The sequence below is a fragment of the Vibrio owensii genome (genome assembly GCF_002021755.1).
In the GTDB taxonomy this organism is placed as follows: Bacteria; Pseudomonadota; Gammaproteobacteria; order Enterobacterales; family Vibrionaceae; genus Vibrio; species Vibrio owensii.
Genome location: NZ_CP019960.1, coordinates 659511 through 675307, shown reverse-complemented (window position 1 = coordinate 675307; position 15797 = coordinate 659511). Strand labels below are relative to the sequence as shown.

Genomic DNA, 15797 nt, shown 5'->3' with positions numbered 1-15797 from the left:
CTCCCCCACTACATACTCTTCCCTTTCACCTTCTTCTAGATTTACTGACCAAGTCCGCACTTATCGCAATCGACGAAAAAATCCACGTATCAATTCGTTCTATGCAGACTCAAGACTTGTTATAACTAAGAGCAAGATAACAATAAATCATGGAAGACAGACCCAATGCCGATTCAATTTCATCAGCTTACTGCAAAGGAAAACACTTCTACTCTCTCTATCGACGATTGGCAGATTGAAGCCCGACAGTCATGGGGTATTTTTAGCTCTGAGGGCGATATTGGCTCGATGCTTGGTGACTTACTGTGTGGAGAAATCAAGCCTGAATCCGGTCAATTGAACATCGAGGGTTGCCAGATTGCTCAGGTCTCTCTTTCCGAGCAACAACGATTGTTGGAACTGGAGATAGAAAAGGACGATACCGACTTTCTTGACCGTATTGACCAAGGCAGTTCCGTTTACCAATTAATTTTTGAAGTCTGCCAAGATGAAGCCTTCACACAGACTCTGATTGAAGATCTCGACCTTTCACACTTAACTGAAAGCGGCTTTCGAGTGCTTTCAACGGGCGAAACACGACGCGTTATGCTTGCCCGAGCGCTTGCGGCCAAGCCTGACCTCGTTCTGCTAGATAACCCGTTCACTGGTTTAGATATCGCTCACCGCGCGTCATTGGCGACTTACCTTCAAACACTCTCTCAATCAGTACAAATGCTGATTACCTTCTCTCGTGAATCTGACATGCCTGACTGGATAGAGCGTATTGCGCTGTTTAATGGTGGCAAACTCGATAGTACCATGGACAAACAGAGTTGGGATAAGCACCCTATCATCGCACAGATCAAATCCCAGTCTGAAAAACAGAGCGAAGAGATGATGACGTTGATTCGTCAGCATCAACATTCAACGCACTTCGATAATCCAATCTTTGAGCTAAAAAACGGGAAAGTCGAATACACCGAGAAGACCATTTTCACCGACTTAAACTGGTGTATCGATAAAGGTCAACACTGGCAAGTGAAAGGACCAAATGGTTGCGGAAAGAGCACGTTATTGGGACTGATTTTTGGCGACCATCCACAGTGTTACAGTAACGACATCCACATCTTTGGTAAAAAACGCGGCACTGGCGAGACCATTTGGGAAATCAAACAACATATTGGTATGGTTTCTTCAGCATTACACCTCCAATATCGCGTCAATTGCAGCGCTTTAGAGGTAATCTTGTCTGGATTTTATGACTCAATTGGTCTCTATTCCCAACCAAGTAAAAAAGAAATCAACGTCGCGAAAGAATGGCTGACAATTCTCCACATGGAGCAATACGAGAAAACCTCTTTTAAACAGCTCGAATACGGGCAACAACGTTTACTATTGATTGCACGAGCCATTGTAAAACAACCGACGCTGTTGATTTTGGATGAACCATACCAAGGCTTGGACTACTTGGGACGAGTGCTGGTGAAAAACACGCTAGAGCTGATTGCTAAAGAGAATCTAAGCCAGCTTCTTTATGTTTCCCACTATCAAGAAGATGGCTTGGATAGCATTCAGAACTATCTTGAGTTTAAGTTCGATGAGCAAACTCAGTGCTACAAGGGTTACATCGATTAAAGCCCTATTTACTGCCCACCACTTCCGCGTATGGGAGTGGTTTGGCGTATAAATACCCTTGATGCAGTTTCACGCCGAGCATTTTTAAATGTGCTGCCTGCTCTTGGGTTTCTACACCTTCGGCAATCAAATCGACTCGCAAATCCCCTGCTAGACGCACAATCGCATTTAATACCGTAGAATTCACGCTCTCAATGCCAATTGTGTCTATGAAGCATTTATCTATCTTCAGATAATCGACCTTCATGTGTTGAAGCACCGCCAGTGCGGTCTGCCCTGTACCAAAGTCATCAATGAGCACCTGAATACCATGTAGCCTTAACGCTGTAATATGGTTGCGTGCGTTGCCATCAATCAATTGCCTCTCGGTAATCTCTATGCTGAGGTCAACGTTGTACGCTTTCAACTTGCGATGAATCGTTTCAATTTTTCTTATTATATGAGAACCCGTGAAATAACCCGGAGGGACATTTACACCAAGATGAATCGGATGATCAAACTTTTCCTTTGAGAAGTCCTCACACGCCCTATCCAAGACAAAGTCGGTAAGCAATTCAACTAAGCCGCTCTCTTCTGCCGCAGGTACAAATTCATCAGGAGAGATGAAGCCTCGCAGTTTATGCGGCCAGCGGATCAAGGCTTCATAACCAAACGTCTCTCCCGTACTGGTATCCACTTGAGGTTGGTAATACAACACGAGCTCACGCTTCTTTAGTGCTTTTTTAAGTTCGGATACAAGACTTCGCTGAGGATCGATAAAGCGATTAATTATGAAGATCAAAAGATAAAACGCGAGCAAAATAGGAATGGCAGAAACGATATAAGAAAAGCGTTTTTGCTCAACGTAAAAGTCACTGGCTTCCACCAATGCCTTATAATCAAACAGCTTTGAGGAGCCGAGCGACACGGCATTTTCGCCCTTCATAGAAGCATCTTTAGGTGCAGAATCCTTACCAACAAACATGGCCGAACGCTTTAAACGTACATCACTACGATAGCCAATCGTCGCGCCAAAGTAGTCTCTATCAACGACAGTAACGGCTTGGTATTCCGGAGCATCCTCTTTTGGTGTGATCAGAAATAAGACTTGATCAGGGTAGCCTGTGATATGGCCTAAAGTGAGCTCTCCTTTACGATATAACTGGACATAGTTGTCCATCGGACGCTCCATTGCTCCCAGCTTCGAGGAACAAATAATCTGACCATCTTTTACGATCAGGGTCTCGTCGATGTGCCTTTCAAACATCAAATTTTGTTGTATCGCTTCACAACGTTCCGGATTAATCAGAGCGGTCCGATTCTCTGTCTCTATTTGAAACAGAATTTCATCCGCAACTTGGAGGTTTTTATCAAGAATATGGTCTAGATTTCGCTGGACGCTTTGATGTGCTAAATAGAACACCTCCGCGACGATAAGAGGTAACGGGAGCAAGTATATGATGGCTTTTTTCAAAAGCTCTTTATTTATCATCTAGAAGTTATCTCTTATCTTTAAGAACAAGGAAGAAGAAAGCCATTAACACTTACTCATCAACCACTTAAAACACTCCAGAGTAAGCAGAGGCACTAATCAGCGCTACAGATTGAGTATGGTTAACAAGCAACAAAGGTGCAAACATAACAATGAGTTATTGATACATGGCTCATTTCAGAGACAGAGTGTATCAACATTCGTGCTTTCATAGAGATGAGTGAAGAGAAATTCACACAAAATTTGCCTATCTCCCTTCTTCCCAAGTCGTTCATAGAGACATGGATACCTTGTCAGTGAGATTCCCGTTGGCACCCAACTCAGGCAATGAAAACATTAATAGGCTATTTTCTCATTGTATGAGAATATCCATTTCTAATTATTTTCCTTTTCTCAGCTATTAAGAATTATAGTTGTTGCCTACCCATTATCACGTTACAACACGCTCATGACGACAAACAAAGCCAACGCTAATCAGGTAAACGAAAAGGCGCTGCAATTGCTAATGCAAGTCGCAGTTAGTCAGTTCCCAGTCTCTGCGAAAACGCTCAGTGAACAACTGAATGTGCCTTTGAGCAGTCTTTATCGACACTTGAAGCTACTTAAAGAGTGGAACCTGATTGAAGAAAGCGTACACGACAAAACATTTGTAGTTGGTCCTGCCGCCCTGCTGTTAATGCACAGCTATGAAACCGCTCAGCACGGTTTGGATATGGTGGAAACCATCCTTGCTCGCTTGGTTCAACAAACGGGTGAAATGGCGGCTTATATGGTGCCATCTGGTTATCGTGCGCTTTGTGTCAGACAAAAAGAGAGTATGCAGGCGCTTCGATGCAGCTACGTCCAGGGTCAAAGTCAACCATTGCTTCGTGGCGCCTCATCTAAGGTGATGCTGGCTTTCATGCCTCAAAGCCGTTGCGAGAAAATTTTGCGTCATTTTGGGCAAGATCATCGTCTCAGCGAGTGGGAACAAGAGCTCAGCACCATCCGTAAGAACGGATACGCTGTTAGTACATCAGAAATTGATCCTGGTGTATCTGGCATCAGCGCGCCAGTCATGAAAGGAAGTAAGTTGATTGGTGCAGTCTCTGTGATGGCTCCGGCCCACCGAGTCGAAAAGGATAAGCAGCGTATCATTTTGCATGTGTTGCAGGCAGCGAGGGCGTTGCCGCCAGAAAGGTAATTCACCATGTTGAGCTTTTTCAAACGTTACAAACTTCATCGAGCTAGTAAACCTATCCATCACTACCCTTTTTCTTTTATGACGGTATGTGAGCATTTAGCCCCGATGAGCCATGGAACGTTTGAATTAGCTGACCAAAGTTTAGAAAATGCCAGTGATTGGCTTTACCAACAACATGATCAGGTTTCTGCCGCTAACCTTGGCCATTTTTCTCATCACCAAATCGATAGTGGTGACTTTCAAGAAGCCCTGAGCTTATCTTTGTCACGCCATTCTATTCCGGTTGTTCTATCAAATTGCACTGAAGCTATTCTGTCGATGTTACCGGTCGTTGTTTGTGATAACGATGAAATAGGTATCATCAATATTGGCCATAAAATAAACCTCAACGCGACACTGGAGCCGCGAATTGGCTCAGCCTTTCATTTTGCCTTGTCTCGTTACCAAAATGTCCGTCTATTTTTCGCAGGTGTGAGCGAACAAGAAACCAAACAAGAAGCATGGGAATATGCCGAAGACCAAGGTTGTGATTGGGTAACGGACCGAGAGTTTACTTTCCGCTACCGCAACCATCTTAAGCAGCATGTTGGCAACTATCTTGATCATTGCGATCAAATCGTAATGTCGATTGATTTAGCGTCACTATTAACGAAAAACAATTTAGACGGCACGCCTGCGTTGGATATTCAGATGGTACTTCGTACCATTCGGCTGTGTTTAGTTTCAGGAAAGATAAAAGCGATTCAGTTAGTCGGTGATCGAGATCGTCTTATTTACTCGAAGCAAACCAAAGCAATTCTTGAAGAGTTGTACCAAATGGCGCCATTGATTGACCACGCCGCTTAGTTCGTTTTTAAAGAGATAGAGCCATAGTCCGATTTGGCTTTATCTCTAACCTTTAGCTATCACCTCTAAATCACCTTTTCTTATTATTTTCTAACAATTTATTCCCTCAAAAGTGCGACACACTTCAGCCTCAAAGCTTGAACTAAGATCACATTCAAGCTTTAATACCTGACATATGAACTTGGTATGACATACGAATAAAAAAGCACCGCAGTTCAATAAGTAAGCGACACATAAAATCAAAATAAGAACGCTTATGCCTTTTCTGTGAGTACTTTACTCACTCTCGCTTGGTGCCATTAAGTTCCACTAGATTTAGGATACTTGATGATGCGCTTTATTAGCCTTTTAGGTACAGCACTTCTCTTCCCAGTTTATGGTCAGGCAAAAGTTTACGACCTGGCTGACATCACAAGCTTAAATGAGATTTGCTATCAGAGCTCATTTACTAAAACAGGCCGAACACTTTACTGCCCCACCAGTATATTGTTACCTCATGGTTCAAGCATCGTGTCGTCATTACCCGGCTCTTCTCATTCGATATTGAAGTCCTTCAGCAACATTACTCTATTAGGTAACAACACAATTGGCAGCCCAGAAAAAAAAATCAATCTACGATCTTTATCTGTAGGTGTTAATTCTCAAAATAACCTTGGGGATAACGCCGAGTATTCACTAATCTACGGAAGTGTAGACTCGCAATATTCGGTTGTTCTGGAAAACACTCTCATTGACGGAATGGTCAATTCTGTTGGGGGCATGGTAACTACTGTTGGTGACTATAACGTAATAAACGGTAAAGTATCAGGTAGCAGTACTGTCACACTAAACAACACAAACGTCTGTGGTGATGTCGAATCCATAGGGCATGAAATCTCAATCAATGCGAGTTCAAACTTTATCGTTGGCAACATTAACTCACACAGTACTATTGAACTATCTGGAGCTGATGTTTACGGAACAATTAATTCTCAAGGTGAAAGTGGATTATTTGATTTAGGTTCAAGCTCAATCTTTGCGAAAAAAGAAGCCATCAGTTCATTTCATGCAACCAGTATTCAAAATGGTACTATCTGCGGCACCATAAACGCCCACGAAGAAAACATTCGAAACGTTGACCGTTATTGCGGCATCTCAGAACCTAATTGTTCATACGTTACACCTTCGAGAGCATGCCCTGTGCCCGATATTATTCCTAATTGTACAATTGAAAGGCCGACTGAAGATGACTTCGATCTCGTTGTCACACCAACAGAAGACATGGCGCTAATGTGCGGTGATGAACTACCTCAGTTTACTGTAACCACAACCAACAATGGTGAAGTCACCAGTGCTCAGGTGTTAGCTTCCCTCTCTCACCCAGACTTATTCACACTTGAGATGGTTGAAGGCAAACAGAAGATTGATGATTCCAATTTCATCTCAAAAGATGACGGTACGTTAGTCGTCAAAGTCATACCTAACGATATCGACGCTATATCACTCGATTCAAATTACACTCTCAGTTTTACCATGATCGATGACATGAATAAGGCGCAGACGGTACAGTTTATGTTTACGCCATACATGTTCGAAGCTTATGCAGAAGATCTGAGCTCACTTGATGAAATCCATGTTGTTGCTGGTAAGTCAGAGACCGTGAAGACGCGTTTACTCGCTTGTGCTGCAACGGGTGAACAGATTATTGCGACAAATTACGACGGAACACCCCAAGTCACCCATCCTCTCATCAAACCTGTAGGCGGCAGTGAAGGAAACTTCAGTTACTCTGCAGAGTTCAAAAACGGCCTCTCTAGCCATGGTTTAATTACCAATGAAACAGGTTTGTTCTCCGTCAGGCTCTTCGATACGTTCGAATGTACTGGGTTTCAGGAATGTCCAGATGAAGGTTCGGTAAAGGTTGAAGGAGCATTTAATGTGAAGTCACGACCTTGGACGCTAGCCATCTGTGATGGTTCAACAGCACTGGCCTCTGGTACTTCCGAAAGTGGACCGGGCTTTATTGCTGCCGGCGAACATTTCTCTCTCACAGTGAAACCGATCGCCTGGCAAAGTGGTGGTTCATTAACTGGAGAAGTTAATACAGAAAGCTACTGCAGTGCCGACGTCACCCATAACTTCATGTTGGAAGATGCCCCAGCAGCCAGTATCGTTTTAAGCAGTAAGCAAAAAACCCCCACTGAAACCGCGACTCAGACGAAGAAGTTATTGGAAAGTACTTTATCACTCACTCGCAGTCATACCGAAAGCGAAAACTATCAATACACCTTCTCCGACTTGTACTGGGAAGAAGTTGGTAGCTTGAAGATTAAAGCGAAATTGGACAGCCAATATTTAGATATGACCGTCAACACAGGCTATCGAAATGTTGGCCGCTTTTACGCTAAGTACTTCAAGGCGCGTGAAGCCAAGTGGACATACCCAACAAAGCAAGACTTCATCTATATGAATCAGCCATTTGAGCGCGTAAGTTATGACGTGGTCGCTCTTAATGCCAAAAAAGAAGATATTCAGAACTACGTGCATTTCAATGCCAACCTTCGTGAACATTTTCATTTAGGTGAACTTAGTAACTACGTTGACCGCTTTATTCCACCAGCTGCTCACTCAGTCGAATGGAACTTGGTCGGAGACGCTAGCGTTGGCAGTTTCACTATCGAAAAAGCCGCAGGAAATCCGAGTTGCGACAATAGCCCTTGCTGGGAAAAAGATGCAACAGATGGGAAATACCCTGACGGTCCATTCAACAAAGATTCGAAATCAACACAGAGTGAAATCGGCCTGATTCACACAAATGTCGTCGACGAAATACACTTCTTTGATGATCTCCATATCTTAGAACAGCAACCAGATGTCCGTTTTGGCAGACTCAACTTTAAAGACGTTGGTGGTAATCAAGGCATGACAATCAAGGTTCCGCTGGACGTAGAAGTATGGCAAGACGGTCGCTTCGTGACCCACTTTGAGGACAGCGCAACCACGGCCAATGGGCAGCATCATACGCGCACGCCAATTTGGTCTAACTCTGCTCCAGACAACACTAGGCTATCTGGTGAAGGCACCATGCTGGCTGGCAGAACCTACGATATCGTTGCTAGCCAAGTCGATTCAGCACGAGAGCAAGTTCGCTTCCATTTAGACTTGAGCAGTGCAGGCAATAACTTACCTTGGCTCAAGTACAATTGGGATAAGAGTGACGCGGACGAAGATAACCCACCGACAGTAGTCACGTTCGGAATTCATCGTGGGAATGACCGCATTATTTATCGTGGAGAACCCAACTTCATTGGAATGAACTAAAAGCTTACCAACACAAACAAAAACGCCCCTCTCGTGAGGGGCGTTTTTATAATTTGTTCGTTACTTAGTTGAACGACGCGCTTTCAGGCGTTTTACCATGGCTAGGCGACGCTCCGCTGAACCTTGGTCTGTTGCCGATTGGTTCGGGTTGTTACGACGACCTTGGCGGTTCTTGAATGCTGGTTTAGAGTTTAGCTTCTCAATGTAAGATTCACGCTGCTTTGGTTCATAGCCCGCTAACTCAATGCGACGGATGTGTTGTTGAATTAGGTTTTCAACCTGCACTACCGTCAGTTCTTCTTCACGGTTAACAAAAGAAACGGCATGACCTTGTTTACCAGCACGGCCCGTACGACCAATACGGTGAACATAGTCTTCTGCAAGGAATGGCATGTCGTAGTTCACTACGTGCGGTAGGTCTTCGATATCCAAGCCACGCGCCGCGACGTCTGTTGCCACCATCACGCGTACTTTGCCTGTTTTGAACTCTTCAAGAGCACGACGGCGAGCACTTTGCGCACGGTCACCGTGACAAACAACCGCTTTAATGCCATCGAGTTTCAACTCTTTTACTACGTCGTTTGCGGTTTCTTTGTAGTTCACAAACACCAATACCTGTTTCCAGTTTTTACGACCAATAAGCTCAGAAAGCAGCTCTGTTTTACGTTCTTGATCAACTGGGTAAAGTACGTGAGCAACGGTTTGTGCTGTTGTGTTCGCACGCTCGACTTCGATACGCTTTGGCTTACGTAGAATATCTCTTGCTAGTACATTCAATTGGGTAGAGGTTGTTGCAGAGAACATCATGATCTGAGGATCAGTATCCACATCTAGCATGATTTTACGAACGGCATTGATAAAGCCCATATCCAAGATTCGATCGGCTTCATCAAATACAAGAAACTCGATGTTTGCTACTGAAACGTTACCTTGTTCAATGTGCTCTTCTAGACGCCCTGGTGTTGCTACCAGAATATCTACACCATTTTCAAGAGCAGAAATCTGAGAAGACATCTTACGACCACCAAAGATCGCCGCAACTGAGAGGTTCGTGTACTTAGTGTATGCTTTGATGTTATCTGCGATTTGCTCTGCTAATTCACGAGTCGGAGCCATGATAAGTGCGCGTGCTGTCTTGCGAGAAGCATTACGACCACTGTCCAACAAACGTTGAATCATTGGCAAAGAGAAGGCCGCGGTTTTACCCGTACCTGTTTGTGCAGTAGCGAAAATATCATGACCTCGACGAGCCATTGGAATCGCCTTCTGTTGGATTGGCGTTAACTTCTCATAACCGCATTCTGCCAGTGCTTTAACCACTTCTGGCGCAAAACCTTGAGATGAAAATGACATTGAGCGTATTCCTTAAACAAACCACTAGATAGCTTTGAAAATTTAGCCGTGCACTATACCCGAATTCAAGTGATTTATCTCACTTTTCTCGTGTGTTCGCGTAAAAACTCGGGGAATTATGCGTCTCCCGATTCAGCACCTTATATTTTTAGCTCTGTTTTCTCTTATTCAATGAAGAAATAACGGTTTTTACCTGCCTTCTTCGCCTCGTACATTGCCATGTCAGCTTGATGCATTAACTCTTCTAAGGTGCAATCTTGCCCTTTTGTGTAGCAGCCACCAATCGAGGTTGTCACTTGATGGAAGATATCAGGTAACACTTCTATTGGGTCTTGAATCAATTGAATCAAAGACGCCGCATAGTGCTCTGGGTTTTGCATATGCTCTTGAGAGCTCAACAAGATAGCGAACTCATCACCACCCAAGCGTGCGAGTAACGCTTTGCTTCCAAATATACGATTCATGACAGACGCGACATGTTCTAAGGTTTTATCCCCTGCGGCATGCCCATATTCATCATTGATGAACTTGAAACCATCAAGATCAAGATAGACCAAACAAACCTTCTTCCCGGTTTTAACACTCTGCGATATGGTTTCTGTCGCACCAGCTTGAAACGCTGCTCGGTTTAAAAGCCCCGTTAGACTGTCATGATGAGCCAAATGATGAATGCGTTGGTTGTCTACAAATGCGCGAAGCTGAAAACGCGCAATAAAGTAAGCCAGAATAATGCTCATGACCACGCCAACTTGCATTAGCCATTTTCGCTCGTATTGCGAACTGGCAATTTCTTTCCTTTCACTGAAATCGACGTAAGAAACCAACTTCCATGCCGTCGAGCTGTTCTCGCTGACGTGATAATCCTGAAAGCAGTATGGATTTATGCGGTCTACGGCACCAACAGACTCAATCGTCATAATACCTTTATCAGTTTCAATCTGCCCTGACAGCGTATTACGAATTTGTTCCGCCAAATCTGGAAATCTATTGTAGATCGTCTCATCACTTCGATGATCGTACATAAACGCAAATTCGGTATCGCGATGTTCTTTGTTAAACAAGAAGTAACCGTCTTTATTGAGCAGCATGTAGTTGGTGCCCATATCGAGATTAAACAGCGCCATACCTTCCATAAGGTACTTCGCAAGATAGTTAACCATAACGATCCCGCGCTTTCTCCCCTCCTCGTCAAAAACAGGTGTTGCCAGACGAATCATAGGCTTGAGCGGTACTTCAATCTGACCATGCTCGACGTTTAGGTCTAAAGGCGATACGTATATTTTTCGACAACCTAGCTGCAATGCTTTATTGAAGTAATAGCGATGACGTTTATTTTGTAGCTGCTCTTCGGGTACAACCTGAGAATGTCCGTCATTAAAGTTGATACGAACCACTTCATTGCCTTCCAAGTCCAAGTAACGAAGTTGGTCATACACTTCTTTTCTTTGACTAACGGCCTCCAAGATTGTGCTCAATCGCGCCAGTTCGACATCCCTTTTAGCTTCAGGAAGCAGCTCAACCATGTTGTACACTTGTCTTGCTTCCATAATGTCGGAGAGCAAAGCGGTTTCTCTTACAACAGAGCCCATCACCCACTCAATGTATTGTTTCTTGCCCTCTAGAAGCGCTTTTTGTTGAACACGAATATTGCTCTTCTCTGCTTCTTCTGACGCGGACTTGTCGTAATGGATAATGGCACCAAATACGGTGACAAGCAGAAAGAAAATCGCGACAAAACGCAAACAAAAGAACTTCAATTCAGAGAAAGTAAAGGCAGGATTCAAGTGGTCTCCGGTTTCTTGTTGTATGAGAAAAGCCGGCGATTATAGTGATACAAATCACATATATATAGATTTGACACGATGATAGTTTTCTATCGTCTCAACAATGAAAATTTATAGAAAAAGACCCAAGCATCTGCTCGGGCCTTGTTCGATATTCATTCGTGCTTATTCAGCAATGCCACAAAGTTTGAGTAGGATCGCTTCCAACTGATCCCAAGGCATCAATTGTGAGTCAATCACTTCGATGCGAGATTCAAACCCTTCTAGACTCATCTGATTTACAGATACGATGCCATTCGCAACATTGAATGCGTAGCAGCCTTGGTCAGTATTCATTACGGCTTTGATACGCTCTGCCGTAAGGTCAGACAGCATTGAGAACACTTGGTCGAAGTTGAAAATGTATTCTGCGCCGAACAACCAACCACAGCTAAAGTAACCCTGCCCTTTGTTCTCTTTACGGATAAAGGCTTCACCAGGAGGCAATTGGAATTGTGGCTCTTGATGCGCATGGTCGTGATGATGAGCTTCAATGTGGGAAGATGCACTGCCGTGTACGCGTTCGATATCCAACACTTCAATTGGTAGGTCACCATCATGAATCAGTTTGCTGAACACTTTAGAAGGCGTTTGATCGGTTACCCAATCGTTGAACACATCAATGTCATGGCTGGTACACAGGTCAACCTTGCTACCGATAACCACATCAGCGCTGTCTAATTGATCAACAAAGTTCTTGTTTGAAAGGTACTTTTCGTCACTTAGGTTACGTGGATCCACCAGCGCGATCGTTGCTTTAAGATCAACGTAAGGCAGATATTGCTCAGACGTTAACGTCGCAACTACTTGCTTTGGATGCCCTAACCCCGTTGGCTCGATAAGAAGGCGATCTGGATTTTGACGTAGCAAAGCCGTGATACCAACAGACATAGGAACGCCCGCTGTACAACACATGCAACCACCCGGAACTTCTTTAATCACCGCTCCTTGGTCAGTCATCATCGCCCCATCGATACCTATCTCACCAAACTCATTCACTAATACAGCCCAGTTTTCGTTTTCTGGTTTGTTTTTCAGTAAGTTCAGAATAGTTGTGGTTTTACCGACGCCCAGAAATCCCGTCAGTATGTTGGTAGGTACTCGATGTGACATGCTTTTCTCCGACAAGCTTGTGCTTTAAATGCTTTGCCAAAGTATACGGAGAATGTGACATGCTTCAACGCTTTTTATCGCGAGGGTCTAAGCCTTTATGCAGTGCTTTCGCTTTGGTTTGTTGTGATTGTTGGTAATAACCAAATGCATCCGCATTTTTAACACCAGAGAGGTGCATGCTGGTATGAATCACGCAGGTAAAGAATGCGACAATCGCAACGAGGATAGGAAGTAGTCCGAGGGTGTTTTCGAATTTTAGAGCGGCAATAGCCAAAGCGAAAACAACCGCAGAGGAAAGGGCAATGATCTTACTTCTATTGCTTTTCATGATAGTTCGCCTTTTTTATTGAACGAGAGTTCAAAGTGAATACATGTGACTTTTCACTTTATAGCTCGATGCTACTCCTTTCATAACACACAAAATTTGAGCGACTTAACAGATACAAAAACACCGAGCTTGATGGTGCTCGGTGTTCATCTAAAGGTTTGAAGTTGGCTTGTGTATCAACAAATTTGGCCGGCGGTGACTGCGATGTCAGATTCGTTGTCAATCGCAGCTTGAGCTAAAAGCGCTAACCCTTCGACAATGACATCTAACGACATGGTTGGCTGATTGCCTGAAGCATCTTGTTCTGGCAAAAGAGGAATATGCACAAAACCATGACGTACCGATTTGTCACGCAAGTAATGCTGGATACCATAAAACAGGTGATTGCACACAAACGTCCCTGCCGTATTTGATACTTGGCATGGAATACTCGCGTTCTGTAAAGCGTTTGTCATCACCTTAATGGGCAGCGTTGTAAAGTAAGCGTCCGGACCATCTTGAACCACTGGCTCATCGATTGGTTGATGACCGCCATTATCAGGAATACGGAAGTCGTCTACATTGATTGCCACTCGTTCTGGTGTAATCGCAGCTCGTCCAGCAGCCTGCCCTACTGTGATGACAATGTCTGGTTGGTATTGCTCGATAGCCTTAACCACGGTGTCAATGGATTCATAACGGGTTACTGGCACTTGGCAAATCACCACTTCACCACCGTTGAGCTTTTTGCCTTCTAATCGTTTTACCGCTTCTAATGCAGGGTTAACTGACTCGCCACCAAATGGCTCAAAACCGGTGATTAACACTTTCTTCATCAATGTGACTCTTTGTAATTTTTGTTCGATGTATGATTGGAATTCGAATTTACAACAATTTAGCGTGATAACGCCAAGCATTATTGTATGCAAATCCTTCCTTGGTTTCTGCCAGCAACTTAGGTAGAGTACGCGACCATTGAATATCGACAATTCGAAGAGATTGAAGACGATGAACATTGATAATCACGTAATCGAAACATTGGAAGAGCTAGAAGCTTTCCTACACCTAATTGAAAGTGGCGCACTGGGTCTTGAAGGCGTAACAGGTGTCGCATTGGCTACAACCAACACCGACGGCCGCCCTTTTGTCGCTGTATTAGGTGACCAACACCAACTCATCATGGGTCGCTGGGTTTCTCAGCACGTTTACGACAACGGTAAAGACATCGTTCGTAACGGCCCACAACGCAAACATTAATTCGCGTTTCTGACCTGCCCTGATATGGGTTGATATTTTTAGTTAAAAAGCTCGCTTAAATAGCGAGTTTTTTTATGTCATTTGTAAGTGTATTAAGCGCATTCCTACAATACTCGCCTGCTTTATAAGCTATTGTTCAAAAATAAAAAATAAGCTTGTCAGCATGGTATCGAGTCGTGACATTTTGCTGACAAAACCGGACTAGAAACTCCTAGAATTTATCTCGGAAGCGATGCTAATTTTCGTTTCCGGACACCATCGCAGAGCAGTTATCCTAGTTGCTCTGTTTGCCCCGTTTAGCCCGCTTGACAGCCTTGGACTAAACGGGGCTTTTTTAGAGGCATCTATCTACTTGTTGTTGCAACTTACTGTCGGACGCAAACGTATTTCCAGTTGGCAGGCTAAATGTCAGTAAATTGCGCAGAATTATCGCCTTTAACAACCAAATTTCTCCGACGCTCTGCAACTTATAATGATAGAATCCCCGCATCAAAATTATCGAGCAACTCTATGTTTATCCATCATGTTAACGGCATCGACTGGCTGGTGATTACAGCTTTTGAAGAACTGAAACCTATATTCATCGAAGACGCTGGTGCGATCCCCTCTTGCTTCTCTATCGACAGTGAATTGAGCCTGATTGATCAAGCCAAACGGACTTATGGATATTTGCCTGCACTCGACGGTGTAATCACGGATACCGGCACGTTTGAAAGCCAAGCTAACGAAGAAGATTTAAACCCACAGCTAGCATGCTTAGTCGAGGGACGCGGGCGAGTGTTTATCTATAACGGCGGATTTGTCGCTTTTGTGGATGATGAGCAGACGTTTATTACCCGAATGAACTGAAAACAATTCTATAAGAAAGGCAATGCTGCGGTTAACTGGCGAGCAGCATGACTTGCAAGGAATGGGGTGAAAAAAGAGTCAGCCTGATAGTCTGACTCTTTTGTATGAAACCGAGGGTATTGCGAGAAAAGTTGAAGGTAATTGAATCGGTTGAATCCGCTTATTACTGAGGCTGGTGACCAGTCTTCTTTGCAAACTCTTGCATCGCTTCGGCAAACGTTGTGGTCCCGCCTTTCGCTTGAACCTGTATCACCTTGTACCCCATCTTTTCCAACGCTTGGCGTTCTGCCAAAACCGCTTTGTCATCTTGCTGACTGCCCTTTGCAGGTTGATGAAGGTAGCACCCTTCTAGTTGACCATCTTCGACCAGTTGGTGGTGTTTCAGTGCATTAATATCAAAATTCATGGTAATTCTTTAAATCAAAAATAGGGAGTTTCTGTGGCATGCTACATGCGCTTTAAAGGCTTAACAACACTGTCCAAGCCTTCAATTTTAAGTGCGAGGCAGAGCTTTAGCAGTTCACCTAGCTCCCCTTCAGGAAAGCCTTTTTTATCAAACCAGAGTAGGTACTCTTCTGGAAGATCAATCAGTACTCGCCCTGCATATTTGCCAAACGGCATTTGCATTCGAGCGAGTTTGATTAAATTTTCTTTTTCTAACATGGCGTTTTGTCTAACGAC

14 protein-coding genes are annotated in these 15797 nt (G+C 44.0%); 6 read left to right on the top strand and 8 right to left on the bottom strand.

The genetic code is table 11. The features are described from left to right. The first annotated feature begins 165 nt into the window (after nucleotides 1-165). Complete coding sequence (modF, locus tag A9237_RS19555; RefSeq protein ID WP_078609205.1) at nucleotides 166-1614, top strand: molybdate ABC transporter ATP-binding protein ModF; 1449 nt, start codon at nucleotides 166-168, stop codon at nucleotides 1612-1614. Between the two features lie 4 nt (nucleotides 1615-1618). On the opposite strand, the gene A9237_RS19550 is transcribed toward modF, so the two are convergent. After that, the gene (locus A9237_RS19550) at nucleotides 1619-3085 is read right to left on the bottom strand and encodes an EAL domain-containing protein (RefSeq protein WP_078609203.1); all 1467 of its coding nucleotides are present in this window, start codon (nucleotides 3083-3085) and stop codon (nucleotides 1619-1621) included. Nucleotides 3086-3533: 448 nt separating this feature from the next. Between A9237_RS19550 and A9237_RS19545 the strand changes: the two genes are divergently transcribed. The 3 genes from A9237_RS19545 to A9237_RS19535 all read left to right on the top strand — a co-directional run bounded on the left by A9237_RS19545 (nucleotide 3534) and on the right by A9237_RS19535 (nucleotide 8414). Further along, nucleotides 3534-4268, top strand: a complete 735-nt coding sequence (locus tag A9237_RS19545; protein WP_005442559.1) for an IclR family transcriptional regulator — start codon at nucleotides 3534-3536, stop codon at nucleotides 4266-4268. Between the two features lie 6 nt (nucleotides 4269-4274). After that, nucleotides 4275-5114: an arginase gene (locus tag A9237_RS19540; protein ID WP_054823800.1), complete on the top strand. Its 840-nt coding sequence runs from the start codon at nucleotides 4275-4277 to the stop codon at nucleotides 5112-5114. A 327-nt stretch (nucleotides 5115-5441) separates the two neighbouring features. Next, nucleotides 5442-8414: a DUF6701 domain-containing protein gene (locus A9237_RS19535; RefSeq protein ID WP_078609200.1), complete on the top strand. Its 2973-nt coding sequence runs from the start codon at nucleotides 5442-5444 to the stop codon at nucleotides 8412-8414. 60 nt (nucleotides 8415-8474) lie between these two features. Here the strand turns inward: A9237_RS19535 and A9237_RS19530 are convergent, their stop codons facing one another. The 5 genes from A9237_RS19530 to pcp form a co-directional block, all read right to left on the bottom strand. After that, a complete protein-coding gene (locus A9237_RS19530; RefSeq protein ID WP_009704686.1) occupies nucleotides 8475-9767 on the bottom strand; it encodes a DEAD/DEAH box helicase in 1293 nt (430 codons plus the stop codon). 164 nt (nucleotides 9768-9931) lie between these two features. Continuing rightward, nucleotides 9932-11551 (bottom strand): sensor domain-containing diguanylate cyclase, encoded by a 1620-nt coding sequence (locus A9237_RS19525; RefSeq protein WP_078609198.1) that lies wholly within the window; start codon nucleotides 11549-11551, stop codon nucleotides 9932-9934. Nucleotides 11552-11716: 165 nt separating this feature from the next. Beyond that, nucleotides 11717-12703 carry a CobW family GTP-binding protein gene (locus A9237_RS19520; RefSeq protein ID WP_078609196.1) on the bottom strand — a complete coding sequence of 329 codons (987 nt, stop codon included), beginning with the start codon at nucleotides 12701-12703 and terminating at the stop codon, nucleotides 11717-11719. Between the two features lie 64 nt (nucleotides 12704-12767). Continuing rightward, nucleotides 12768-13031 (bottom strand): hypothetical protein, encoded by a 264-nt coding sequence (locus A9237_RS19515; RefSeq protein ID WP_009704690.1) that lies wholly within the window; start codon nucleotides 13029-13031, stop codon nucleotides 12768-12770. Between the two features lie 176 nt (nucleotides 13032-13207). Next, complete coding sequence (gene pcp / locus A9237_RS19510) at nucleotides 13208-13846, bottom strand: pyroglutamyl-peptidase I (RefSeq protein WP_078610224.1); 639 nt, start codon at nucleotides 13844-13846, stop codon at nucleotides 13208-13210. 172 nt (nucleotides 13847-14018) lie between these two features. On the opposite strand from pcp, the gene A9237_RS19505 reads away from it, so the two are divergent. Both A9237_RS19505 and A9237_RS19500 read left to right on the top strand, forming a co-directional pair. Further along, complete coding sequence (locus tag A9237_RS19505) at nucleotides 14019-14267, top strand: hypothetical protein (protein WP_005442576.1); 249 nt, start codon at nucleotides 14019-14021, stop codon at nucleotides 14265-14267. 510 nt (nucleotides 14268-14777) lie between these two features. Further along, on the top strand, nucleotides 14778-15116 hold the full coding sequence (locus A9237_RS19500) for a cytosolic protein (protein WP_078609194.1): 339 nt from the start codon (nucleotides 14778-14780) through the stop codon (nucleotides 15114-15116). A gap of 163 nt (nucleotides 15117-15279) precedes the next feature. Here A9237_RS19500 and A9237_RS19495 read toward each other — a convergent pair whose 3' ends face one another. Together A9237_RS19495 and A9237_RS19490 are read right to left on the bottom strand one after the other, a co-directional pair. Then, nucleotides 15280-15522, bottom strand: coding sequence for a hypothetical protein (locus tag A9237_RS19495; RefSeq protein WP_020195304.1), 243 nt, complete (start codon nucleotides 15520-15522; stop codon nucleotides 15280-15282). Between the two features lie 41 nt (nucleotides 15523-15563). Next, complete coding sequence (locus tag A9237_RS19490; protein ID WP_005433583.1) at nucleotides 15564-15779, bottom strand: DUF3820 family protein; 216 nt, start codon at nucleotides 15777-15779, stop codon at nucleotides 15564-15566. Between the last annotated feature and the right edge of the window lie 18 nt (nucleotides 15780-15797).